This is a genomic window from Acidisphaera sp. L21 (genome assembly GCF_009765685.1).
GTDB lineage: Bacteria > Pseudomonadota > Alphaproteobacteria > Acetobacterales > Acetobacteraceae > LMUY01.
Genome location: NZ_LMUY01000033.1, coordinates 1 through 23,587 on the forward strand (window position 1 = coordinate 1; position 23,587 = coordinate 23,587).

23 protein-coding genes are annotated in these 23,587 nt (G+C 63.9%); 11 read left to right on the plus strand and 12 right to left on the minus strand.

The window, feature by feature from the left end; genetic code table 11:
• Both poxB and GSQ76_RS08405 read right to left on the minus strand, forming a co-directional pair.
• Positions 1 to 1,353 (minus strand): ubiquinone-dependent pyruvate dehydrogenase (poxB, locus tag GSQ76_RS08400; RefSeq protein WP_158743466.1); only part of this gene is annotated, 1,353 nt, incomplete at its 3' end.
• Between the two features lie 120 nt (positions 1,354 to 1,473).
• Entirely contained in the window at positions 1,474 to 2,370 is an 897-nt protein-coding gene (locus tag GSQ76_RS08405) for a LysR family transcriptional regulator (protein ID WP_158743467.1), read from the minus strand.
• A 105-nt stretch (positions 2,371 to 2,475) separates the two neighbouring features.
• On the opposite strand from GSQ76_RS08405, the gene GSQ76_RS08410 reads away from it, so the two are divergent.
• Positions 2,476 to 3,246, plus strand: coding sequence for a helix-turn-helix transcriptional regulator (locus tag GSQ76_RS08410; protein ID WP_158743468.1), 771 nt, complete (start codon positions 2,476 to 2,478; stop codon positions 3,244 to 3,246).
• Here the strand turns inward: GSQ76_RS08410 and GSQ76_RS08415 are convergent.
• Positions 3,240 to 4,571 carry an LLM class flavin-dependent oxidoreductase gene (locus tag GSQ76_RS08415; RefSeq protein ID WP_254070307.1) on the minus strand — a complete coding sequence of 444 codons (1,332 nt, stop codon included), beginning with the start codon at positions 4,569 to 4,571 and terminating at the stop codon, positions 3,240 to 3,242. The genes GSQ76_RS08410 and GSQ76_RS08415 overlap by 7 nt on opposite strands.
• An 85-nt stretch (positions 4,572 to 4,656) precedes the next feature.
• Between GSQ76_RS08415 and GSQ76_RS08420 the strand changes: the two genes are divergently transcribed.
• From GSQ76_RS08420 to repB, 3 genes are all read left to right on the plus strand, one after another.
• On the plus strand, positions 4,657 to 5,565 hold the full coding sequence (locus GSQ76_RS08420; RefSeq protein WP_158743469.1) for a LysR substrate-binding domain-containing protein: 909 nt from the start codon (positions 4,657 to 4,659) through the stop codon (positions 5,563 to 5,565).
• Positions 5,566 to 5,716: 151 nt separating this feature from the next.
• Entirely contained in the window at positions 5,717 to 6,931 is a 1,215-nt protein-coding gene (gene repA, locus GSQ76_RS08425; RefSeq protein ID WP_158743470.1) for a plasmid partitioning protein RepA, read from the plus strand.
• Positions 6,931 to 7,974: a plasmid partitioning protein RepB gene (gene repB / locus GSQ76_RS08430; protein WP_158743471.1), complete on the plus strand. Its 1,044-nt coding sequence runs from the start codon at positions 6,931 to 6,933 to the stop codon at positions 7,972 to 7,974. The genes repA and repB overlap by 1 nt, the downstream gene beginning before the upstream one ends.
• A gap of 76 nt (positions 7,975 to 8,050) precedes the next feature.
• Here the strand turns inward: repB and GSQ76_RS08435 are convergent, their stop codons facing one another.
• Both GSQ76_RS08435 and GSQ76_RS08440 read right to left on the minus strand, forming a co-directional pair.
• The gene (locus tag GSQ76_RS08435; RefSeq protein ID WP_158743472.1) at positions 8,051 to 9,031 is read right to left on the minus strand and encodes a replication protein RepA; all 981 of its coding nucleotides are present in this window, start codon (positions 9,029 to 9,031) and stop codon (positions 8,051 to 8,053) included.
• Between the two features lie 326 nt (positions 9,032 to 9,357).
• Positions 9,358 to 10,161 (minus strand): DUF4239 domain-containing protein, encoded by an 804-nt coding sequence (locus GSQ76_RS08440; RefSeq protein ID WP_158743473.1) that lies wholly within the window; start codon positions 10,159 to 10,161, stop codon positions 9,358 to 9,360.
• Positions 10,162 to 10,268: 107 nt separating this feature from the next.
• Here GSQ76_RS08440 and GSQ76_RS08445 point away from each other — a divergent pair, with 107 nt between their 5' ends.
• Together GSQ76_RS08445 and GSQ76_RS08450 are read left to right on the plus strand one after the other, a co-directional pair.
• Positions 10,269 to 11,345: an Ldh family oxidoreductase gene (locus GSQ76_RS08445; protein WP_158743474.1), complete on the plus strand. Its 1,077-nt coding sequence runs from the start codon at positions 10,269 to 10,271 to the stop codon at positions 11,343 to 11,345.
• A gap of 33 nt (positions 11,346 to 11,378) precedes the next feature.
• Positions 11,379 to 13,019 carry a GMC family oxidoreductase gene (locus GSQ76_RS08450; RefSeq protein WP_254070308.1) on the plus strand — a complete coding sequence of 547 codons (1,641 nt, stop codon included), beginning with the start codon at positions 11,379 to 11,381 and terminating at the stop codon, positions 13,017 to 13,019.
• On the opposite strand, the gene GSQ76_RS08455 is transcribed toward GSQ76_RS08450, so the two are convergent.
• The 3 genes from GSQ76_RS08455 to GSQ76_RS08465 all read right to left on the minus strand — a co-directional run bounded on the left by GSQ76_RS08455 (position 13,016) and on the right by GSQ76_RS08465 (position 14,825).
• Complete coding sequence (locus tag GSQ76_RS08455; protein ID WP_158743475.1) at positions 13,016 to 13,858, minus strand: alpha/beta fold hydrolase; 843 nt, start codon at positions 13,856 to 13,858, stop codon at positions 13,016 to 13,018. The genes GSQ76_RS08450 and GSQ76_RS08455 overlap by 4 nt on opposite strands.
• A gap of 48 nt (positions 13,859 to 13,906) precedes the next feature.
• Positions 13,907 to 14,518, minus strand: coding sequence for a TetR/AcrR family transcriptional regulator (locus GSQ76_RS08460; protein ID WP_216850960.1), 612 nt, complete (start codon positions 14,516 to 14,518; stop codon positions 13,907 to 13,909).
• 112 nt (positions 14,519 to 14,630) lie between these two features.
• Positions 14,631 to 14,825, minus strand: coding sequence for a hypothetical protein (locus GSQ76_RS08465; RefSeq protein WP_216850961.1), 195 nt, complete (start codon positions 14,823 to 14,825; stop codon positions 14,631 to 14,633).
• A gap of 142 nt (positions 14,826 to 14,967) precedes the next feature.
• Here GSQ76_RS08465 and GSQ76_RS08470 point away from each other — a divergent pair, with 142 nt between their 5' ends.
• On the plus strand, positions 14,968 to 16,947 hold the full coding sequence (locus GSQ76_RS08470) for a diguanylate cyclase (protein ID WP_158743476.1): 1,980 nt from the start codon (positions 14,968 to 14,970) through the stop codon (positions 16,945 to 16,947).
• Between the two features lie 156 nt (positions 16,948 to 17,103).
• Positions 17,104 to 17,451, plus strand: a complete 348-nt coding sequence (locus GSQ76_RS08475) for a hypothetical protein (protein ID WP_158743477.1) — start codon at positions 17,104 to 17,106, stop codon at positions 17,449 to 17,451.
• A 35-nt stretch (positions 17,452 to 17,486) separates the two neighbouring features.
• Here GSQ76_RS08475 and GSQ76_RS08480 read toward each other — a convergent pair whose 3' ends face one another.
• The 4 genes from GSQ76_RS08480 to GSQ76_RS08495 all read right to left on the minus strand — a co-directional run bounded on the left by GSQ76_RS08480 (position 17,487) and on the right by GSQ76_RS08495 (position 21,203).
• A complete protein-coding gene (locus GSQ76_RS08480; RefSeq protein WP_158743478.1) occupies positions 17,487 to 18,329 on the minus strand; it encodes an alpha/beta fold hydrolase in 843 nt (280 codons plus the stop codon).
• On the minus strand, positions 18,326 to 18,706 hold the full coding sequence (locus tag GSQ76_RS08485; RefSeq protein WP_158743479.1) for a hypothetical protein: 381 nt from the start codon (positions 18,704 to 18,706) through the stop codon (positions 18,326 to 18,328). The genes GSQ76_RS08480 and GSQ76_RS08485 overlap by 4 nt, the downstream gene beginning before the upstream one ends.
• Positions 18,703 to 19,923: an ABC transporter substrate-binding protein gene (locus GSQ76_RS08490; RefSeq protein ID WP_158743480.1), complete on the minus strand. Its 1,221-nt coding sequence runs from the start codon at positions 19,921 to 19,923 to the stop codon at positions 18,703 to 18,705. The genes GSQ76_RS08485 and GSQ76_RS08490 overlap by 4 nt, the downstream gene beginning before the upstream one ends.
• Before the next feature lie 65 nt (positions 19,924 to 19,988).
• Entirely contained in the window at positions 19,989 to 21,203 is a 1,215-nt protein-coding gene (locus tag GSQ76_RS08495) for an MFS transporter (RefSeq protein WP_158743481.1), read from the minus strand.
• Positions 21,204 to 21,244: 41 nt separating this feature from the next.
• Here GSQ76_RS08495 and GSQ76_RS08500 point away from each other — a divergent pair, with 41 nt between their 5' ends.
• The 3 genes from GSQ76_RS08500 (at position 21,245) to GSQ76_RS08510 (ending at position 23,556) form a co-directional block, all read left to right on the plus strand.
• Positions 21,245 to 21,901 carry an AraC family ligand binding domain-containing protein gene (locus GSQ76_RS08500; RefSeq protein WP_158743482.1) on the plus strand — a complete coding sequence of 219 codons (657 nt, stop codon included), beginning with the start codon at positions 21,245 to 21,247 and terminating at the stop codon, positions 21,899 to 21,901.
• Positions 21,898 to 22,053 carry a hypothetical protein gene (locus GSQ76_RS08505; RefSeq protein ID WP_158743483.1) on the plus strand — a complete coding sequence of 52 codons (156 nt, stop codon included), beginning with the start codon at positions 21,898 to 21,900 and terminating at the stop codon, positions 22,051 to 22,053. The genes GSQ76_RS08500 and GSQ76_RS08505 overlap by 4 nt, the downstream gene beginning before the upstream one ends.
• A gap of 72 nt (positions 22,054 to 22,125) precedes the next feature.
• Positions 22,126 to 23,556, plus strand: a complete 1,431-nt coding sequence (locus GSQ76_RS08510) for an amidohydrolase (RefSeq protein WP_158743484.1) — start codon at positions 22,126 to 22,128, stop codon at positions 23,554 to 23,556.
• The last annotated feature ends 31 nt before the right edge of the window (positions 23,557 to 23,587 follow it).

Below are 23,587 nucleotides of genomic sequence, written 5' to 3' on the forward strand. Positions count from 1 at the left end.
CTGCACCAGGGTCAGGAAATCGCCCATCAGCATGGCGAACCCGCCATCACCGGAGAGGCTGATGATTTGGCGACCTGGGAAGGCGGCCTGCGCCCCGATGGCTTGCGGCATGGCATTGGCCATCGAGCCATGCACCAGCGACCCGATCAGCCGGCGCTTGCCGTTCATCTTCAAATAGCGCGCCGCCCAGATCGTTGGGGTGCCCACGTCGAAGGTAAACACCGCGTCGTCGGACGCATATTCGCTGATGAGTTTGGCGAGGTGTTGGGGATGGATGGGTTTGCGGCCCGGCTTACCGGTTGCGAGGTCATCCAACTCCTTGCGGGAATGGTGGTAGCGCGTAACACAGGCATCGAGATGCGCAGTGTCGGCCTTCGGCGTCAGTTTCGGCAGCAGGGCCGCCAGCGTCGCCCCAACGTCGCCGACTAGTCCCAGGTCCAGCCGGGTGCGGCGGCCGAGGTTTTCCGGCCGCAGATCAATCTGCGCGATCTTCGCATCAGTGGGGTAGAATTGGCGATATGGGAAATCCGTCCCAAGCATCAGCAACGTGTCGCAATCCAGCATGGCATGATAACCGGAGGCGAAACCGATCAGCCCCGTCATCCCTACGTCGTAGGGGTTATCGTATTCGACGTATTCCTTGCCGCCGAGCGCATGCACCATGGGTGACTTCAGCGCCGCCCCAAGCTGCATGAGCGCGTCATGGGCGCCAGCACAACCACGGCCGCATAGTAGCGTCACCCGCTTGCTGCCGTTTAGCAAGGTCGCAAGCGCTTCGAGTTCGGGCTCGGCTGGCACGACCACGGGTTGGCGCACGGCGATGGAGGCCGGGGCGGAGACGGGCACGTCATAGTCCATCAGCGCGATGTCGCCGGGGATCACCACCACGGCCACGCCGCGATGGCCCACGGCGGCGCGGATGGCGGATTCGAGCACCGCGGGGAGCTGGGACGGGTGGGAGACGAGTTCGCAATAATGCGAGCATTCGCGAAACAACTGGTCGGGGTGTGTTTCCTGGAAGAAGCCGCGCCCGATCTCCGCCGAGGGAATCTGCGCCGCAATCGCCAGCACCGGCACGCGAGACCGATGACAGTCGAACAGGCCGTTGATCAGATGTAGATTGCCCGGCCCGCAACTCCCCGCGCAGACGGCCAGTTCGCCGGTCAGATGCGCCTCCGCCCCGGCGGCGAAGGCGGCGGCTTCCTCGTGTCGGGTGTGGATCCAATCGATGTCACCACGCACCCGAAGCGATTCCGTGATGCCATTGAGGCTGTCCCCCACGACTCCGAAAATCCGGCGAACACCCACGGAGTGAAGCATTTCAGTAATGATGTCGGCGACCTTCTTGGCCATGTCGGACCCCCTGAACGATTGAGCGGCGGCGGGCTAGGCCCCGGCTACTGCCAAAGGCCTAGGTGAAGTAGCGCGGCGTTGCTCGATGCATTTCGCCGCCTTTGCACGCAACAATGGCCCTCACCCATTTGCCCCGTGCAGGAAATCTGCCACGTGACTGAAGAACGAGTCATGGAAATCACGCGCCGCGATCGAGAGTTCTCTGTCTCGCGCGAACACGATGGCGCTGCCAATCACGAGCGAGGGAACCAGCGGCCGCACGACGAGACCGCGATCGGCAAATTCACTCGCTGTGTAGGGATCAACCACTGTCACCCCCGCCCCCTCCGCTGCCAGCAGGCACGCCACCGATGACATTGACGTTTCAACCGAAACCCGGTGCGCGACGGATTGCAGCTTCACCTCGATGGGATGACGGCCATTGCGAAACCTTCCCAGCAGAATGAGATGCTCGTCCTTCAAATCGTCGATCCGGACTGCCTTTTGCGTTCGGAAGCGATGGCCCGCCGGCGCCACGACGACGGCTTTGTCGTAGATCGGCGTCGCAGCGAGCGAGTTTCGCTGGAATGGAAAGGCGGTCACCCCGATCTCGAACTGGCCAGCCAGCACCCGCTCTCTGACGTCATTGGAAGAAAACGTCTCGAACAAAACGGAGATATGCGGACGGTCTTTACAGAATTGCGCCACGAAGCGCGGCAGGAAGCCGAACGCAACCGCTGGGAACCCGGCGATCTTCAGCTCCCCACCCCGGCCGGTGCGCAGATCGACGGCAAACTGCTGTATCCTCTCGAGCCCGGTGAATGATCGTTCCACCTCGGCCAGCAATGCTTGGGCCTCCGATGTTGGGACAACCATGTTTCCGCGGCGGTGAAACAGGGAGAATCCGATATCCTGTTCCAGGTCCCGGATCAGCCGGCTGACTGCCGGCTGCGTGACATGAATGGACTCTGCGGCGGCGGTCATGGCACCGGTCCGCATCACTGCCCGAAACGCCTCGATTTGCCGGCTCTGGATCATGCCTTAGCATAACATTCCGGAATGCTTGTCGATGCAATAGTCATTTGAATTTTTGAGACGGCGCTCGCATGTTGGGCGTATGACGGACGCTAGGAATGCCGGCCTATGATCGCTCATACGTCACTTCCCGCTCTCGGCCGAATGGCTTTCACCGCACATCCGCGTATGGAGCCGTCCCCTTCCCTGCTCGACGCCCTTGGCGAGCCAGCGTTTTTGCTGACTGCGAATGCCGTCGTATTGCATGCTAATGCGCCGGGTATAGCGATGCTGGCCTCCCGCCAGGAGTTGAGTTGCACCGGCGGACGCTTGCAAAGCTTGAGCGGGCAGGAAACGGCCGCCATTGAGGCCATCGTAGCTGAAATGTCACGCAAGCCCGAGGCGGTGGCGCCAATCCGCAACGTGACGATCGCACCTAGCGGTGGCCGAGCCTCGCTCGTACTGACGTTCATGCGCTGGAAGGGAACAGTGGAACCTCACGTGTTGGCGATCATTCAGGCCGGGACGGTGAGTGTCATCGGTGCCGCCAGCCGGTTTGGCTTGACCACGATGGAGGCCGTTCTTGCCGAGGACCTGCTGACAGGTGCGCAACTCAAGGATATCGCCGCCCGGCGCGGACGGCGCATCAGCACGCTCCGGACGCAACTATCCCGGCTGATGGCCAAGACCGGCACGAACCGGCAGGCCGAACTTGTGAGCCTGTTGATGCGAACGGATTTGGCCCAACGGGCCTCGCCAGACACACCGGCCCTCCAACCTAGCCGGTCGCACGGCGCCCGGGCACATGCGGAGCTGTTTCACATCAATGACAATGAGGTGGATCGGCCGCGGAACACGCCGAAGACGAGAAGGCCAAGCCTAAGTAGCGCACGCTACTGATAGCGGCTGCTGGGTCGATCGAGGCCGAGCCGGGTTCGTAAGGTGCCGTCTTCGTAGCGTGTGCGGTAAAGCCCGCGTCGCTGCAGCTCTGGTACCACCATGTCCACGAAATCCACCAGTCCGGCGGGGGTGTAGACGGGCAGTAGATTGAACCCGTCCGCGGCACCACTGCCGAACCATTCCTCCATGTGGTCTACGACCTGCCCGGGCGTCCCGATGATCTGGCAATGACCATTGCCAGCCGCGATCGCCAGATAAAGTTGCCGGATGGTGAGGTTCTGCCGCTGCGCCATGTCGTACATCACCTGCCCCCTGCTCTGCCGCCACTGCGGCAATAGCGGCACCGGGCCGTCCACCGGGTAAGCACTGAGATCGCCCATCGAAAACGCGAGCTGGGACAGCCCGACCACGGGATCGACGAGCGCTTGCAGCGCCTCGTATTTGTCACGTGCCTCCTGCGCCGTGTTCCCGACGATCGCCATCATTCCAGGCATGATCTTCAGCGCGTTCGGGTGGCGGCCAAATCGGGCCATGCGCCCCTTGACGGTGGCGTAGTATTCCTGGGCCGTCTGCAGGGTCGGGGCGGCAACGTAGATGACGTCGGCGGTTTCGGCTGCCAACTCGCGACCCGGCTCAGACGCCCCTGCCTGGACGATTACCGGGCGGCCCTGCGGCGTGCGTGCAACGTTCAGCGGGCCGCGCACCTGAAAATGCTGGCCCCGATGGTGCAAGACGTGTTGCCTTGCAGGGTCGTAATTGATCCCGGTCGTTTGATCGCGGATGAACGCATCGTCGTCCCAGCTATCCCACAGGCCGCACACGACCTCCACGAATTCACCAGCCCGCGCGTAGCGTTCGTTCGGTGGCGGCATCACCGAAGCGCCGAAGTTCTGCGCCTCCATGTCGGTATGCGATGTGACGACGTTCCACCCGGCGCGGCCCCGGCTGATGTGGTCCAGCGATGCGAATTTGCGGGCAACATGGTACGGCTCGTTCCATGTGGTGGAGGCGGTGGCGACGAGGCCGATATGATCCGTCACCATCGCGAGAGCCGATAGCAGCGTCAGCGGCTCGAAATGCACGTTGTTGGCTTGGCGAGGGAGCGCCCCAGCAGGCTCGTCATAGGACCGAATACCAACCCCGTCGGCCAGGAAGGCCATGTCGAACAAGCCGCGTTCGGCGGTTTGCGCCATGTGGATGTAGTGGCGGAGATCCATGTTGCCGCCAGCATTGGCATCGGGATGGCGCCACGCCGCCGGGTGATAGCCGAGGCCCGCCATAGATACGCCAAGCTTGATCTGAGGACGGGACGGGGCGGCCATCATGCAATCTCCTGTGCAACACTAGCAGCATACCTCGAAACTAGGGCAAACCACTTGTGCTGGCAGCTGCCCTCAGCTTTTCTAGGTCATGCGTCGCGAACTGCCTGCATTGAATGCCCTACGCGCCTTCGAGGCCGCTGCCCGGCTTGGCGGGTTTGCGATCGCGGCGCACGAGCTAGGGGTGACGGCGGGGGCAGTATCGCGGCATGTGAAGCTGTTGGAGGAGCGCACTGGGGTGATGCTGTTCGAGCGTCGCCCTCGGTCTCTAGTGCTGACGCCGCGAGGACGCGATTTGTTGGCCGTGGTCGGTGAAAGTTTTGATCGACTAGATGCTGGGACGCGAGCCGTGCTGCGGCCGGCGCCACGATCCCGGCTGAAGGTAAACGTGCAAACCAGCCTGGCGATCGGCTGGATGCTGGCCAGACTAGGCCGGTTTCACCGGGATCGGCCGGAGCTCGAGTTGGAACTATCTACTCACATCGACACGCCGGATCTTCGCGCGGGACACATCGATGCGGCAATCCTGCATGGGCATGGCCCATGGCCTGGCGTGGTGTCGCACTTCCTATTCGGAGATCGACTGCAGCCAGTTTGCAGTCCTCGCTATTCAATGGAACGAGAACTGCGCACGGCCGAACCTGCCATGTTATTGGCGGAAACGCTGATCATATCCCACACCGCACGGGACGACTGGACAGAGTGGTTTAGCCACGCCGGACTCCGCGGTGTTCGGCCACAGCGCACCATGACATTCGGATCGTCGCTGCTGCCGGCTCAAGCGGCTCTGCATGGGCTGGGGGTAGCGCTCGTGGATCTGGCACTGATTGGAGATCACTTGGAGGCTGGGCGCCTGCTTGTCTTGGCGAACCTACCACCGCTGGTTCGTGGTTCAGGATATTATCTAGCCTATGCGCCGGGCCGGCACGAAGATGGGATGATTCAGGCATTTCGGCAGTGGCTGCTAGCTGAAGTCGCTGCCACGCAGAAGGCAATGTAATGCGTCTTCGCCTGGCGCCCGTTGCTACTCAGCGTTGCGCGAGTTGACGGCCGTCAACTCGTCCGCTTGTCATTTGCACCAAGTGCGCGACTTAATGTAGATGCGCTAAAGTTCGCCGGGAACGGTTTGAAGCGCATCTGAGGAGTTCAGCATGGACGGTGTAGTTGGTAAAGACGAACTCTACCGCGACATTGATGCCATCATCAGCGCTCATGCGCAAAATCTCTCAGATAAGTTGCAAGCCCATCGCCTGGAGTTGTTCCCACCGGCAGCAGAGAAAACACTGCGGCCGTTCCAGGTGAGCGAAGCAGCCAAGTTGCTGGGGGTGAAAAGCGGATATCTGCGCAATTTGTCACTGGAGGGGAAAGGTCCCTCTCCCCAACTCAGCGCTGGCGGCCGACGGTCCTATACCGCAGCACAGATCCAGGAATTGCGGCACTATCTGGACGCCAATGGCCGCGCAAGCCGCCGCTACGTGCCGAAACGGGCCGAAGCAGAGCATCTGCAGGTCGTGGCCGTCGTGAACTTCAAGGGCGGCAGCGGGAAGACCACCACCGCGGCTCATCTGACCCAGCACCTTGCCCTCTCCGGCCACCGCGTGCTGGCCGTGGACTTGGATCCACAGGCAAGCCTATCGGCGTTATTCGGCTTTCACCCGGAATACGATGTGGGTCTCAACGAGACCATATATGCCGCCCTCCGCTATGACGACGAACGCCGGCCGTTGGCGGAGATCATCAAGCCGACCAACTTCCCCGGCCTGCATATCGTGCCAGGCAATATCGAATTGATGGAGTTCGAATACGACACCCCCCGCATGCTGGCCGCTCAGGACGGCGCGTCAGGCGAGCCTGCGTTTTTCGCCCGCCTTCACGCGGCCCTCGCTGAGGTGGCAGACCAGTACGACGTAGTGGTGATCGATTGTCCGCCGCAGCTTGGCTACCTCACCATGTCGGCCCTATGTGCGGCGACAGGGGTGTTGATCACCGTGCATCCGCAGATGTTGGACGTTATGTCCATGTGTCAGTTCCTGTTGATGATGGGTGATATACTGGGCCATCTGAAGCGGGCGGGCGGTAGCATGGGATATGACTGGCTGCGCTACTTGATCACCCGCTATGAACCCTCCGATGGGCCACAGACGCAGATGGTGACCTTCCTGCGCTCGCTGTTCGACCAATACGTCCTGCTGCACCCGATGCTGAAGAGTGTGGCCATCTCCGACGCCGGCATCACCAAGCAGACGCTGTACGAGGTAGAGCGACGCCAGTTTACCGCCGCCACCTACGACCGGGCGATGGAATCGCTGGACGCGGTGAATGGCGAGATTGAACGATTGATCCACGGCGCATGGGGCCGAACCTGATGTCGCGCAAGAACCTGTTGGCCAGCATCACCGGCAGCAAACCCACAGCGCCGGAGGGCACGCCGCCGTTGGCTGCCCGTCCATCAACGCCGGGTTTGTCCAGCCGCGGCGCCTTGGGGGCGGTAACCCGCACCATCGACACATTGGCAGCCCGAGCCAGCACCGCGAAGGAGTTGGAGGCACGGTTGGCCAACGGCGCCACCGTCGTGGATCTAACCCCGGCGCTGGTCGATCGCTCCTTCGTAGATGACCGCATGCCCGGGTCGGAAGAGAGCTACGCCGAATTGCTGGAGGCAATCCGGCAGACTGGGCAGGAGTCCCCAATCCTCGTGCGCCCGCATCCGCAGCAGACTGGGCGCTTCCAGGCTGCGTTCGGGCATCGCCGGCTGCGGGCAGCCGCCGAATTAGGTCGGCCGGTTCGGGCGATCGTGCGACAGCTTTCTGACCTCGAGTTGGTGCTGGCGCAAGGCCAGGAAAACAGTGCCCGGGCCGACCTGTCCTTCATCGAGCGGGCGCGCTTTGCCAAGCGGCTGGAGGATCTTGGCTACACCCGCGACACCATCATGACTGCGTTGGGGATCGACAAGACCACCCTCTCCCGCCTGATCTCGGTTGCGACGGAGATCCCGTCGGCGATGATCGAGGCCGTGGGCGCGGCACCCGGTGTTGGCCGGGACCGTTGGATGGAGTTGGTGGGTTTGCTGCGCAATGCTGGCGTCTCGCCCGGTGCGGAGGCTTTGGTGCGCACGACCGATTTCACCGCCCTGCCCTCAGATGACAGGTTCGGCGCCTTGCACCGCGCCTTCTCCGACCCGGCGCCCTCCTCTGTGTCGTTGCCCCACCCCGCCGATACCGCCCGACCGCCACGCGCCCGGTCAACTTACTGGGCGACGGAGGACGGCAAGCGTTTGGTGAAGATCACGGCCAGCGATCGGGCCTTTGTGCTGACGATCGACGCCAAGGCGGCGCCGGCATTCGGCGAGTTTCTGCTGGCCGAAATGGAGCAGCTCTACGACACCTACCGCACCCGCTTTAAGCGCTAATCCGGTTGGACTTTTGCGGGAGCCAGGCCTTGGACTTTTGTGGGATGGTGTCCCAGTTTGGACTTTTGCGGGCGCGTTAGACGGTGCCGAAGAGTGGCGCAACAGATCCTTGGGATTTTGCGGGGCCGCCTAGTGCGTGCAGTTTCGGCGCGACCGGGGGCCTTGCCGGTTTCAGGATAATGCCCTTTGCGTCGATTTCGATGTCTGCCGCTGGGTAGACGGCTGCGGCAACTTTCAGGCTGTCCAGAAACCGCTCGCGAAAATGGTCCAGCCGCTTGTAGGAACTGCCGAATTGGGCATGCAGGGCGCGCCAGGTGATGGGCTTCGCCCCGGTTAGCACGTGCAGTCTATAGGCAAGCCAGCAATAGATATCCAGCGCCTGGCTGTTGTTGCTGATGGCGCGGATCGCAGCTTCTTCCAGCGGAACGGGGTGTTTTTTCAATTGCTCGAAGAATGTCTCGCTCAACCGAGCAGTCTCGATGAAGAGGCTGCCTTGGCCCGCTTGGTCTGGCTCGTGGACGAACATTGCGTTGTCCACGATCGACTGGTTGACCAGCCCGGCGCGTGAGCCCTGTTGTACGTGGAAGGATAGATGGCAGCGGGACAATCGCTCTGCTTGTTCGCGGACGTCACGAAAGGACTTGCCGCCAACTGGAATGTCCAGCCGTCGCAGCCAGGCAGTGAGGCTGCGACCGAGTTCGATGTCGCGGGAGTTGGTGCGTAAGGCTTCGCTTTGCAGGAAGAGCAGGATCAGTCGGGCACGGCTGCCATAGGGGACGCCGACGAAGACGGTGCCACCACCGGGTATAGCCCGACGACCCGGTTCGACTAGCAGCGCGACCTTCTCGGTTTCCAGTCGCCACACGGCGTCGTCGGCCAGTTTGCGATGGGGTAGGGCGGCTTGGCACCACCCACTATACAGAAAGCCAACGCCCGCATCTTCGTCGCCAAGATAAGACAATGCGGCTTCGACGGCTTTTCTGTCGGCATCTGTTTCTGCCTGGCGCAATGCCTCCTGGCGACCGACACCTTCAATGAGCCGATGCACATCACCCATCCGTCGACCCTCCCGTCTGGCCCCAAAACCTGCGGCACAGTGTGGTCAAAGGTGCTTGGATTGCAAGTTGGGCTTTTGCGGGAAAAGCTATTAGTCAGAGGGTATTAGAAGACTCTATTAGTATGACCCGCAAGAACCCAGGGGGTAATTGAGTAAACCCTTGATTCTTCGCTGGCCGTGCCCCGCATGAATCCTGGGGATTGCCCGCAACAGTCCAATGGAGACTTACGCTGCGACTCGGCGTGGCGTTTTGCGGCGAATCCTACCGACTCCGAGTACGCCGCCCGCAAAAGTCCAATCTTGCTCCCGCAAGAGTCCAATTCTGGTCAATTCGGTGCATCCATGTGGACCAATGCATCCCGCAACGGCTGGCTCGGCAAGGCGAGCAGGCCGTCATACGGCGTGTCAAAATCCAGCACGAGGAACAATGCCGAGGCGATGGACAGCCCACAAAAGAAGATCGTCGTGTAGATCACGCGATTGCGCGGGGCGCTGAGCCCAAACATGACGAACACGATCATCAACCAGAACACCAACAACGCCAGGAACGGCCAAGACACCGTGCTGTAAGCCGTCTCGATCAGTGTCCAGCGCGTCTGCATGGTGTTGCCCATGCGGGCACGCAGTGCGTCGGCAATATGGGCATGCATGGCGTCGGTGGGGGTTAGTGCCTCGATCGTCAGGTCGACATTCAGCAGCAACTTGCCGAGCCCCGTGCATTCGATCGGCTGGCCGCTCGCGCACGATCGGATGACATCGATGTTGCCGGCCGGTTTCGGCTCGCGGGGCCAGGTGCTGGCGATGGCGGCCGCGGTGTAGTCGCGCAGTTGGTGCCGGGCATCCGCGGTTTCGGGGCCATACTCGCGCAGGCGCAAATCCAGTTCGATCAGTTGGATCGCATAGCCGCGCAGCATATCGGTCTGGCTGTCGAACCGCGCCTTCACCGTCGTCGTCAGCAGCCCCAGTACCAAGGCGGCGAAGGTGATGAGCATGCCAATCACCAAGCGCATCGAGTCGACGGTGTCGCGGCTGAAATGGTGCTCCGACAGCGTCTGGCGCAGCCAAAACCCGGCGGCGCTGCTGCCGAACAGCAGGGTCAGGACCAAGGCGGTCTCGGCAATCGGGATCATGGTGGCAGGTCCGCGATCAGCATGTCGTTGCATAGCCGACCCCAGCCAGTTTGTCTGCGCATCCGGCCAGGCGTATTTTCGTTGCTTCCTTGCGGAGACCCTGTCGGATGCCGAACGCCTCCTACGACACACATCGCGCCCAGATTGCGGCGATCCTCACCGCCTGGCAGATGCCGCCCGAGCACGCGGACAGCACCGCCGAAGTCATGGCCTGGGCCGATCTGCACGGTGTCGACAGCCACGGCATGTCGATGCTGACGGTGTATGACGCGCGACGCCGGGCAGGGCGGCTGCGCATGCAGGCCGCGCCGCGGCTGGAGCGGGAGACGCCGGTTTCCGCCCTGATCGATGCGGATGGCGGCCTGGGGCATGTTCCCTCTCGCCTGGCGATGAACACGGCCATAGGCAAGGCGCGTAGCATCGGGATCGGGGTGGTGCCGGTGCACAACTCGGCGCATTTCGGCGCATGCGGCTTCTACGCGGCAATGGCGGCGGAGGCTGGGATGATCGGCATGGTCGCTACCAGTGCATCCGGCATTCAGGTAGCGCCAACGGGCGGAGCGCAAGCGCGGCTGGGCACCGATCCGTGGGCATTCGCAGCGCCCGGCTTGCCCGGCGAGCCATTCTTGCTGGACATGGCCACAACCACCGTCGCCGCCGGGCGCATCCGCAACAAGGCGAATGAAGGCGTGCAATGCCCACCCGGCTGGGTACAGACCAAGGACGGCGCCCCCAGCACCGACCCGCTGGAGGCGGTGGAAAAGGGAGGCACGCTCACCTCCCTGGGCGGCACGCCGGAGAATGCCAGCTACAAGGGCTACGGCCTCGCGGCGATGGTGAACATCCTGGGCTCCTGCCTGTCCGGCGCCACACTCATCACCGACCCTCAGCACATGAAGAAGCCGAAGGGAATGGATATCGGCCACTTCTTCCTGGCCCTGAGTCCAACCCTGTTCCGTGACGAGGCAGATTTTCGCGCCGACGTCGCCAGCTTCTGCGCGGCGCTCCGCGGCACCCCACCAATCAACCCGGCGCGGCCTGTACAAGTGGCTGGTGATCCACAGCGTGCCTATGCCGCCGTGCGCCGGCGCGATGGCATTCCGGTCGGGCCGAAGCTGCTGCAGAAGATCCGGTACATTGCCGACGAAGCCGGTGCACCCTGGCTGTTGCGCCCAGCCGATTGACCCGGCGGCGCGGTCGGGGCTTGATCGCGGCTAATGCTACCGGGACCAACCGGTGCCGCAGCCGGGGAGGCCATACTGAACGAGGTTTCGGATTACGTCGTAGTCGGTGGTGGGACCGCCGGTTGCATCCTGGCAGCGCGCTTGTCGGAAGATCCAGGCACCCGCGTTACCTTGCTAGAAGCAGGGCCGCCCGATCGGGACCCGTGGATCCATATTCCTGCCGGATATGCACGGCTGTCGAAGTCCCGCCGCTACGACTGGGGGTATGCAACCGAGCCTGAGCCAGAATTGAACGACCGCGTCATCGCCTGGCCGAGGGGCAAGGTGTTGGGCGGCTCTGGCTCGGTAAACGGGTTGGTGTTCCTGCGTGGCTCCCCGCATGATTACGACCGCTGGGCGCAGGCCGGGGCGCGCGGCTGGGCTTGGGACGACGTGGCACCGGTGTTCCGCGGGTTGGAGCGCTGGGAAGGGGAGGCAGGGGATAGCCGGGGTAAGGACGGTCCTATCCCAGTCAGCGAACCGCGCAGCCTGTCCACGGGGGCGGCGGCGTTCATCGCGGCCTGCCAAACCGCTGGGTTCCGGCTGCATCGCGACATCAACGATGGGTCGATCGAAGGCGTGGCCGCGATCCAGATGAACGTGCATGCCGGGCGCCGGGTCAGCACGGCGCAGGCCTATCTGAAGCCGGCCCGGGGTCGGCCCAACCTGCGCGTCATCACCGGCGCGTCGGCGCAGCGCGTGGTGGTGGCGGATGGCCGCGCCACCGGCGTGCAGGTCCGTCTGCCTGGCGGGGAGGTGACAACCCTGGCTGCCACGCGGGAGGTGGTGCTGTGCAGCGGCGCCATCGCCACGCCGCATCTGCTGCTGCTGTCCGGTATCGGCGACGGCGCCGCGCTCGCTGCGCACGGCATTGCGCCGGTGCTGCATCGGCCGGCTGTCGGGCAGAATTTGCAGGACCATCTGATCGCCCGGCTATCCTATCGCACCCGCCCTGCAGGCACGCTGAACGAGATTACCGCCAGCAAGCTGCGAATGGCCGCCATGGCGCTGGGCTATGCCATCAAACGCAGCGGCCCAATGGCCGTGGGCGCCACGGAGGCGACGCTATTTGCCCGTGCAACGCCGGGTGCGGAGGAGGCGGAATTGCAATACCAGTTCATCAATTTCAGCCTGGTGCCGGATGCAGGCTACGTCCTACCGCCATATCCGGGCGTCATGATGAATTGGGGACCGTGCCGCCCAGATAGCCGCGGCAGCCTAACTCTACGGTCGGCCGACCCGGCGGACCGGCCGATCATTCACGCAAACTACCTGTCCGCTGCGTCCGACCGGCATCTGATGTTGGCTGGCGCGCGGATAGGACAACGCATTGCCCGGTCCGACCCGTTCGCGGCCCTGGTGGAGGAGGAGCTGTACCCGCCGCGGGAAATCGATAGCGACGAGGAGTTGCTCGCCTATATCCGCGCCACCGCGACGACGGTGTATCACCCATGCGGCACCTGTCGCATGGGTGCTGACGATGCCGCGGTGCTGGACCCGGCGTTGCGCATCCGCGGGTTGGACGGGCTGCGGGTGGCGGATGCCAGCGCCATGCCGTTAGTACCGTCCTCCAACATCCAACCCGCCGTGATGATGCTGGCGGAGCGTGCGGCCGGTTTCATCCGGGCCGGTTAGGTCAGTAGCGCCACAAGCGCCGCTAGCACCTCTTTTGGGCGTTCGTCGGCGATGTAGTGGCTGGCGTTCGGAACGCTGCCGCCGCGAACGTCGCTGGCGAATTCCTGCATCATGCCGACCATCCTTGGGCCGAAACGTTGGTCGCCGCCCAAGGCGAGCACGGGCATCATGAGCGGATCCGCCTTCCAGGTGAGCGCCGTGCGGTGGTCGGTGGGGAAGGCGCGGTACCATTCCATTCCGCCACGTGTCCGCCCAGGCTGGGCAAGTGCGCGGGCGAAGATCTCGATATCGTCAGGATCATGGGCGCCATGGTCAAATAGCCGTTCGGAAATGAAGCTCGACACGTAATCATATTCGCGTCCTTGGATCAGCCGCTCGGGCAAGTCGCGGTTCATGTGGAAGCCGAAATGCCAGAGCTTGGCCGCGGTCGTCTCCCACTCGCTCCAGCCCGGCATAGGCACGTCCAGGACGGCCAAATGGGTGACGGCTTCGCGGTGGGTGGCGGCCAGGGCGACCGCGACCATCGCGCCGATGTCGTGGCCGCAAACGGCGTAGCGCGAATGGCCCAGCCCGGTCATCGCGGCATGGATGTCGGCCGCCATGGTGACCTTGTCGTAGCCGCCCTGGGGACAGTCGGAAAAGCCGGCCCCGCGCAGATCGACGGCCACCACGGTATGCCGGTTGGCCAGGTCGGGCATTATCTTGCGCCACTCCCACCATGTCTGTGGGAAGCCGTGCAGCAGCACGATCGGCGTGCCAGCGCCACCGCTGACAGTGTGGATCTTGACCCCACCGGCGTTCACCAGCCGATGCTGGAACCCATCCAAAACTGTGTTCATCCAACTATCTCCTGAATATAGACTGATCGGTTCCTAATTAAGCAAAACTTAGTCGAGGCATCGCATTGCGGTGTCGACGATGGACGCCATGTCGCGCCGGGTCGCCCCGGCTTTGCCGAGGATGCGCATGCCCTCGATCTGGCACACCAGAAAGCGGGCAAGGTCGTGTTCGTCACGATCGGAGGGGATCTCGCCATCGGTTTGGCCGCGGAGGATGGCGCCGGCGAAAAGATCCTGGATGCGGCGGAGCATTCGCTCGATCCGAGTTGCGATTTCGGGGTCGTGCGGCAGCATTTCGGTCGCCGTGGCAACGACCAGGCAGCCCCGGCGGCCTGCTTCGCCGGAGGAGAGGGGTACATGGCGCTCCACCGCCGCACGAATCGCCGCCTTCGCCGAGCCCTGGGTCGCAAGCGAGTCAGAGAGCCGTTGCAGGGCGGCGTCGATGTAGTGGTCCAGCGCCCTGAGGAACAACGCTCGCTTGTCGCCGAACGCCTTATACAGGCTGCCACGTGACAGGCCGGTTCCGGTGAGGAGCTCGGGGAGCGAGGTCGCGTGATAGCCGCGTGTCCAGAACACGTTCATCGCGTCCTGGATCGCGTCGGTGATGTCGAACTCCCGAGGCCGCCCAGCCTGGGAGGCACGATGGTTGGTCGTGGCCATGGGTCGGATATGGAACCGTTTGGTTCCCATTCAACTACCGCTGACGTTGGATTAGATGATTTCGCCATTCGCACGCAGGATTCGCCGCTGATCCAGGCGCCATCTGGACCAATCACGAACGATACGGTGGCGGCGATGTCCTTCGGCTGACCCAAGCGATCCAGCGACGCGGCCTGGCCAGGCGATCGATCAACTCCTGCGGCTTTTCGTCCAGAAACAGCTTGGTCGCGGTCGGGCAGGGGGCGATGGCGTTTACCGTGATCTGGTGGCCGCGCATCTCTTTGACCAGCACGCGCCCGATAGCCACGCCCGTGTCGGTGCTTTATCCCCGCGCTAGGCATGTCTCCCTGGGATTAAACGTGTTCGTCGATTGGTCGGCAGTCCCGTTCCGCTCACACGACGTTAACCGCGACGCCGCATTATGAGACTGTGTCTTGCGAGCGGTGACGATGTCTCTAAAAATGCGGTTCTTCACGACTGCCTCTGCCCTGATGGTGTATGCAGGCGTGATATTTCTGAGTGCCCTGATCGGCGTCGTTACCTGGACGGTAGTGGATGCCCGGCACGCCGCATACCAGCAGGAAATCGAGGCGCAGAGCAACCTTTCGCTCGGGCTGGAGCGGGATGTGCGCCGGGCGATCGAAGTGTTGGATCTGTCGCTGCAATCCGCAGCGCACGGGATGGAGATGCCGGGTATCCATACGATGGATCCGGACTTCCGCCAGGCCGTGCTGTTCGACGGTGCGATCAAGGCGGAGGGCTTCAGCGGCGCATTTATCACCAACGCGACCGGCGATTTTCTCTACGATTCTATCGGCAGCAATCGCCCGAACTTCAACATCGCCGACCGCCCGTTCTTTCAGGCGCATATGGCGAACCCGAATCTGGGCCTTACCATTACGCCACCGTTCGCCAGTCGCACCGGGAGTGGCATGAAACTGGGGCTCGTGCGGCGCTACAACCAGCCGGATGGGTCATTCGGCGGCGTGGTGATCGGCGTCATCGGTCTGGACTACATCCAATCGCTGGCCAGCCCATTGCAGTTGGGACAACTGGGCATCGTCTCTGTCTTCAATACCGATGCGGTGTTGATCGCGCATAAGCCCTACGTCGCGCAGGATATCGGCAAGATGTTCACCCAAAACGGGCTTCTTGATCAATTCCGACAGAATCCGATTGGTGTCTTCACCGGCAATTCAGTGCTGGATGGGGTCGAGCGGATGTATACCTACCGCCAGGTCGGCCAATTTCCTCTCATCGTGACCATCGGCCACGCCACGCAGGACGTGTTCGCCGATTGGAATCAAAAGACGACGATCCTCATCAGCATCATGGGGCTCCTGGTCCTGATCGGCTTGTGCCTCGCCGGCTTGCTGCAGCGGGAGCTACTGCGCCGCGGCCGGGCGGAGCGGGCGGCCAAGTATGCGCAGATGCGCCACGCGGAGGCGTTGGCCCATTTGGACGCGTTGTTCCACAATTCCGATGACTCGATGCTGGTCGCCCGGTTGGCCCCGAATGGGCAATTCGTCTACGAGGCCGTGAACCCGATCTGGGAACAGATGACGGGCGTGCCGGCCGCATTGGCGCTGGGTCGTGCCCCAACCGCATGTCTGCCGCCCCCATTGGGTGAGATCGTCGGTGTAAACTGGCAGCAAGCGGCGCAAACACACCGCCCTGTTATCTTTGCCTTCGATATGGACCTGAATGGCGCTACGCGGTCGTGGGAGGCCAAGATCGTGCCGGTTGTCGCCGCCGACAACCAGGTGACGCGGCTGATCGCGGTCGCCCGGGACGTCACGCTGCGCAAGGCCGCGGAAGACCAGTTGGCCCGGTTGAACGAAGATCTGGCCGCACAAGCGACCACGGACAGCCTGACCGGCCTGGCCAACCGTCGCCGGCTAGACGATGCATTGGCCCAGGAATGGCGCCGGGCAGCACGCGATCGCTCACCGCTGTCCATGATCATGATCGATCTGGACCGGTTCAAACTCTATAACGATCGGTATGGTCATCAGCAGGGTGATGCCTGCCTGCAGGCCACAGCCCGGGTGCTGAGTGCCTTTGTGCGTCGCCCCGGCGATCTGGCGGCCCGATATGGCGGGGAGGAGTTGGCCATATTGTTGCCGAAGACTGACGCTCCGCAGGCGGCAATCGTCGCCGAACGCATGCGCGTCGCCATCGAAGCGGCGGAGATGGAGCATGCAGGCAACCTGCCATTCGGCGTCGTCACGGCCAGCATCGGCGTATCTACGTTCCGCCCATTTGCCAGCACGGATAGTGGCGTCGCGACCCAATTGGTCGCCGCGGCGGACGCCGCGCTGTATGAAGCCAAGCATTGCGGCCGGAACCAGGTGAAGCTGTCGGCAGTCGCGATCAACGACCCGGCGGCGCGGGTGCCGCAATTGTCTCTAGTGGGTGGCAAACCGTAGAGCACAATTTCGCGACCAAGACGCAGCATGACGTATGACGGTATTCACGGCGCTGTAAGCCGTCCCGCGGTCAATCTACTCTCGCGAGCATTATTATCTAGTTGACCAGCTGTTGCATAAGGCATCACTGTTTCTTGGACGATCAAGAGGTGCCCCATGCCTCCCCATCCGCCTGAGACCGTCCAAACCCGATTGCTGATTGCCCAGTCCCGGCTGCTGCTGGAAATCGCGAAAGCCCAATGTAGCGAGCTTGAGTGTGAGATGGTGCGTGCCGACAACCTCGTGAGGATTGCGAGGGAAATACGCAAACCGCGCGTCCAAGAATTGCTCCTCGACATGCCGCTGGATGGATCGTGGATGCCGGGATCCGGCGCCTACGCGGACACCATAACCGCGATGCTGGACGAGGGCAGCCTTGTCATCGAAGAGGCGGACATGCCGGAAGACGGGGACGCACCATGGCGCGTCCGGCTGACGAAAGAGGCCATCAAGATTTTGGCTTGAGCGAGCTTGCCGAACACCTCATCGCACCAGGCGTTTCAACATTCACCGCGAAGCTGCTCCAGCACGGGCAACAAGTGGGTGCGGAACAGGGCGTAGTTCTCACTCATCGGAAAATGGCCGAGGCGTTCCATGATGGCGACACTGGCGCCTTGTATGGCCGAAGCGGTTTCCAGCGTCGCCTCGGGCGAGCAGGAATAGTCGTAGTCGCCGGTCAGTAGCCACACGCGGCATTGGTTGGTGTCGATCCGGTACAACTCGCCGCGTAGATCGCCCTCGGCTTTGTAGAAATGCAGGTCGCCGCGGAAGATGCCGGGACCACCCTGCATGTAGTGCCACAGGGTTTCCCAGCGCTCGTCTTCCGGGCTTTGCGGGGCCATCAGGCCGGAGACGATGGCGGCACACACTTCGCCGCCATGCACGTCGGGACGGTGGGTCCAGGACACGTCGTAATAGGGCGACACGTGGGCAGAGGATTGCAGGCCGATCACCGCGCGGAACTCTGCCGCATGACGCGCTGCCAAATCCAACACGATGCGGCCACCGATGGAGCAGCCGAGCACGGCTGGGCGGTCCAGCCCCAGTTCCCGGCTGACGGCCTGTATCGCAGCGACGTAGGAGGCGGTGGTGAGTTGATAGTCCGTCTGCCACCAACCCGACGGCGGCGAGGATTTACCATGCCAGGGCAGGTCGAAACTGATGCAACGGAAATGCCGGGTAATCTCGGCATCCATCAATAGGCCGCGATATTGCCGCGTGTCGGACCCGGCAGTGTGCAGACACAACAATGGAATGCCTTGGCCGGCTTCCTCGTAATAGATCCGATGCTGGGCTCCGCCGATCTCGACGCGCATGTAGCGGCCGACGATGTCCTCGATCATGCGGCCCGCTCCTGAAGTTTGGGCTCCCGCAACTTGGCGAATACGGCTTTGAACCAAAACAGATGTTGCATGAACGGGCGCAGATCGCCCTCCACGCGGAGGGCGCCGCGACGGACGAGGGCCATCAGGTCGTGATAGCCGGGCGTTGGTTCGGGGCGCATGAAAATGGCCCAGGCCTCCGGCTCGGCGCGCAACGCGACCGTCCAAGCCGGCATGACGAATGGGCCGGCGGTGACGCTGGCGAGCGTGCCGTCGCGGACGACCCAGCGCCAGGTTTCGGCGCCGATCTCCAACAGCACATCCGCCTCCATGTGGCGGCTCCAGCGGCGAAGCGCCGGGTCGGCGTTGATGGCGGCGAGCATGGTGGCGTCGATCATGCGTGCAGCATCTTGCAGGCGGCTGGATCCATGGGGCGAAAGGCCTCGGCGGCCGGGATGGTCTGGCGCAGTGTGTAGTAATCCCAGGGGGCTTTGCTCTCGGCCGGGGTTTTCACCTGGTATAGAAACATGTCGTGGATCACGCGGCCATCGGCCCGCACCAGGCCCTTGCCGAATAGCGGATCATCCGTTGGCGTCGCCTTCATCTGCGCCACGACCCGGCGGCCATCCTGGGCGGACCCAACGGCCTTCACCGCGCGCAGATAATGCAGGACGGACGAATAGGCGCCGGCGTGGATCATCGATGGCTTCTGCCCCTTCAACTGCGGTGCGAACCTGGCGGAAAAGGCGCGGGTGCCGTCATTCTGGTCCCAGTAGAACGCCTCGGTCAGAACCAGCCCCTTGGCCTGTTGCAAGCCGATGGCGTGGACGTCGGCGATCTGGATCAGCAGGCCGGCCAATTGTTGCTGCAGGCCGAACTCGGCCGCTTGCTTGATGCAGTTCACCGTGTCGCCGCCAGCATTGGCCAGGCCGACGACCTTGGCGCCGCTGGATTGCGCCTGCAGCAGGAACGACGAGAAGTCGGTCGTCGCGGGGAAGGGCGTGGCGGCGGACCCGACCACCTTGCCACCCGCTTGTTTCACCACGGCGGCGGTGTCGGACTCCAGCGAGTGACCAAAGGCGTAATCGGCGGTGATGAAGAACCAGCTATCCTGCCCCTGCGCCACCAGCGCCCGCCCGGTGCTGTTGGCCAATGAATAGGTGTCGTACACCCAATGCACATGGTTCGGCCCGCAATGCGTGGTGGTGAGGTCGCCGGTCGCCGGGCCAGTGAACAGCGCCACCTTGTTCTTCGCCGTCACCAGATCGGCCACCGCGAACGCGACGGAGGACGCGACGACGTCGACGAATGCGGTGACGCCCTTCGTATCCGCCCAATCCCGCGCCAGGGCCGAGCCGACATCCGCCTTATTCTGGAAATCGCCCTGGATGAGGTCGACATCCATGTCCGGGTTGTCGCGCTTGAAATCCTCGATCGCCAAGCGTGCGCCCAATACGGAGCCGAGACCGGCATTGGCGGAATACGGTCCGGACATGTCGGACAACACGCCCAGGCGGATCGGTTCTGCTGCCCGGGCCCGGTGCGCCAGCGTGCCCCCGGCTAGGAACGCCGATGCGCCGAGCAGTGTTCTGCGGCCGATAGTTCCTTGGACCATGCTTCGTTCCCCGCCCTTGGTCTTGTGGCCTCCGGGGTATTTTACTCCTGGCTTGGCCGCAAGCCCTACTCGGCCGCGACAGCGAGTGGGGCGGTCCAGAGTTCGGGTTGCAACTCCTCCTGCCGGTCGGGGAAGAATAGCGCGCAACCCAGCGTCACCAGGCCGAAAGCGGACAGCACCAGTGTGGGCGCCATCAGGTTGCCAGTCCGCTCGTGCAGCAGGCCGATCAAGGGGGCGGCGCCGGCACTTCCCAGGAAGCCCACGAAGAAGCGGACGGAATACATCTTCGTGCGCAAGGCCGGAGAAATGTAGCGGGCGGTCATCGTCTCGTTCAGCGTCACCTGGCCGAAGATCGCGGCGGAGACGAGGCCCGCGAGCGGCACGACCCACCAGCCCTGCACCACGGACAGCAGGGCCAGGCCCGGTACCAACACCAGCGACACTGGCAGCAACACGCGGCGCAGCGTCACGCGGTCGATCAAGCGGCCGATGGTGAACTGGGTGAGCGCGCCGCACAGCGTGGCGGCAAAGGCGCAGGCGCCCAGGAGGGGCAGGGCTTCGGCGCCCAGGCGCTCGGCCATCAGTTTGGGAACCAGCAGGGTGAAGGCGTTGAACACCAGGCCGGACACGACCGCGATCAGCAGCAATACGATGACGGCGCGGCGCACCACGTGGCGCGGAATCGGTGGGAATGGCCGTGATGTGCGGACCGGCTGAAAATCGCGCGGGGCGTAGCGCAGCCAGGCCAATCCACCGGCGACGAAGACCACGCCGGGCACCAGGAAGGCCCAGCGCCAGCCGAGCGTCGCGGCCAAGGCGGCGGTGATCACGGGGGCGCTGGCCACGCCGAGGTTGCCGCACACGCCGTTGGTGCCCAGGGCGCGACCAGGTCGATCGCCGGCGGCATCCACCAGCATGGCGGTGCCAATCGGGTGATAAATCGCGGCGAATGCCCCAGCGGCGGCCAGGCAGGTCGCCAGCGCGAGTGGGGAGTGGGTGAAGCCGCAGGCGAATAGCGATGCCCCTGTGCCGATGAAGAAGATCGCGATCAGCCGATGGCGCCCGAACCGGGCGGCAAGCCAGCCTTGCGGCAACGAGAGCAGTCCGTAGAGCACGAACATGCCGGTCGCCAGGGCCAGGATGGGCCCGTAATCGGCGCCGAATGGACCGCCTGGTGCTGCCATGGCCAGCACCGCGGTGGGCAGCACCAGAAGGCTGTAATGGCACAGCATATGAGCGAAATTGATCATCGCGGTCAGCCGCGTGGCAGTCGATGGCATGGACGCTTCCCTCGTTGGCGGCGGAACGATAGCATTGGCATATGACGATAGGCGGCCAAGTTTTATCGCAAACCCGCCAAACCCGGCTGCAGCCCTATGAGACGGCGCCGCGCCCGTTGGTGGGGTTCTCGCAAGATTATCCGGCCGGCTCGTTCACCGGCATGCACGGCCATCCGCGGGCGCAGTTGCTGTATGCCGTGTCGGGCGTCATGCGGATCGACACGCAGGACGCGTCGTTCGTGGTGCCTCCTGCGACCGCGCTTTTCGTGCCCGCCAACCAATTGCACGCGGTGCGGATGGACGGCCCGGTCGCAATGCGGGCACTGTTCCTGCGGGAGGACGCGACCGCCGTCCTGCCGGGCCGCACGGCCGCGCTGGCGGTTTCACCGCTGCTGCGCGAATTGATCGTCGCCACCTGCGCCGAGCCGGTGCAATGGGACCGCCGCGGCCGTGGCCCGGCGTTGGTGGCGCTGATCCTGCACGAGGTGGCGACTGCCGACCCGCTGCCGCTGGCGCTGCCGATGCCGCAGGATGAGCGATTGTTGCGCATGGTCGCCGCCCTGCGCGAGCGGCCGGACGATCCGCGTGGTCTAGATGCGCTGGCTATCGCGGCCGGCGCCTCCGCGCGGACGGCGGCGCGGCTGTTCCGGGCGCAGACGGGGATCAGCTTCGGCCAATGGCGCCGGCGTTGCGCATGACGGAGGCGCTGTCCGTACTGGCCGGCGGAGGCACCCCGGCGCAGGCTGCGGCAGTGGCAGGCTATGCCGGCCAGGCGGCGTTCGGCGCGGCGTTCCGCGAGGTGTTTGGCACCACGCCGGGCCAGGCACGGGCCGGGCGGGGGCTGGGTTAGGGCAGGGCTGATCGGCTGGCCTGCGCCAGGGCGTTCTGATAAGCCGGGGACCGGTTCAGGGGAGGCATGGCCATGCAGAACAGTGAGCAAATCTGGCAGATCGTGGACGAGAAGCGGGACGATTATATCGCGTTGTCCGACCGGGTCTGGGGCATGCCGGAACTGGCCTATGGCGAGCACCGAAGCGTGGCCGAGCATCTTGGCATGCTGGAAAAAGAAGGCTTTCGCATCACCCGCGATGTCGCCGGTATCCCCACGGCCGTCATGGCCGAGGCGGGTGAGGACGGCCCGGTGATCGCCATCCTGGGCGAATACGACGCCCTGCCGGGTCTGAGCCAAGAAGCCGGAGTGGCCGAGCCGATCCCGGTCGAGGGCCAGGGCGGTGTGGGCCATGGCTGCGGGCACAACCTCCTGGGCGCGGCGGCGATGCTGGCCGCGTCGTCGGTGAAGGATTGGCTGGCGGCACAGGGCATCAAGGGCCGCATCCGCTACTATGGGTGCCCAGCGGAAGAGGGCGGGGCCGCCAAGGGGTTCATGGTGCGCGAGGGCGCGTTCAAGGACGTCGACATCGCGATCTCCTGGCACCCGGCCAGCCTATCGGGCGTAAACAAGCCGGCCAGCCTGGCCAATACGCGGATCGACTTTACCTTCACGGGGCGCGCCAGCCACGCCGCCGCCGCCCCGCATCTCGGCCGCAGCGCGCTGGACGCGGTGGAGCTGATGAATGTGGGCGTCAACTACATGCGCGAGCACATGCCCAGCAGCGCCCGGGTGCATTACGCCTACCTCGATGCTGGTGGGATCGCGCCGAATGTGGTGCAGGCGTCGGCCAAGGTGCGCTACCTCATCCGGGCGGACGATTTATCGGAACTGACCCCGCTGGTGAACCGTGTCCGCAAGATCGCCGATGGCGCGGCGCTGATGACGGAAACCACCGTGACCACCAAAGTGGTCAGCGCCGTCAGCAACCTTATGGGCAATACGCCGCTCGAACAGTTGATGGATGACAATTTCCAGCGCCTTGGCCCACCGGTGTTCGACGATGCGGACCGGGCCTTCGCCGAGGAAATCCGCGGCACGCTGACAAAGGCAGACATCGCCTCCACCTTCGACCGGTTCGGCATTCCGCCGCGCTTCGACATGCCGTTGTGCGACTTCATCGCTCCACTCGCGGCCAAGGGTCGCGGCGGCAATGGCAGCACGGATGTGGGCGACGTCAGTTGGGTGGTGCCGACGGTGCAGGCCCGGGGTGCGACCTGCGCCGTGGGCACGCCGTTCCATGCTTGGCAGTTGACCGCGCAGGGCAAGAGCCCGGCGGCGCATAAGGGGTTGGTGCATGTTGCCAAGGTGATGGCCGGCACCGCCATCGACGCAATTCAGAACCCGGATCTGGTCGCCCGCGCCAAGGCGGATTTGGCGGAGCGCACGCGGCTGAACCCGTATGTTTCCCCCCTCCCAGCGGAGGTGCAGCCGCCGATCCAGGCCATGAGCAAGGGGGTCTGATCCGCGACGCGCTGGGATTTGCGGGGGGCTT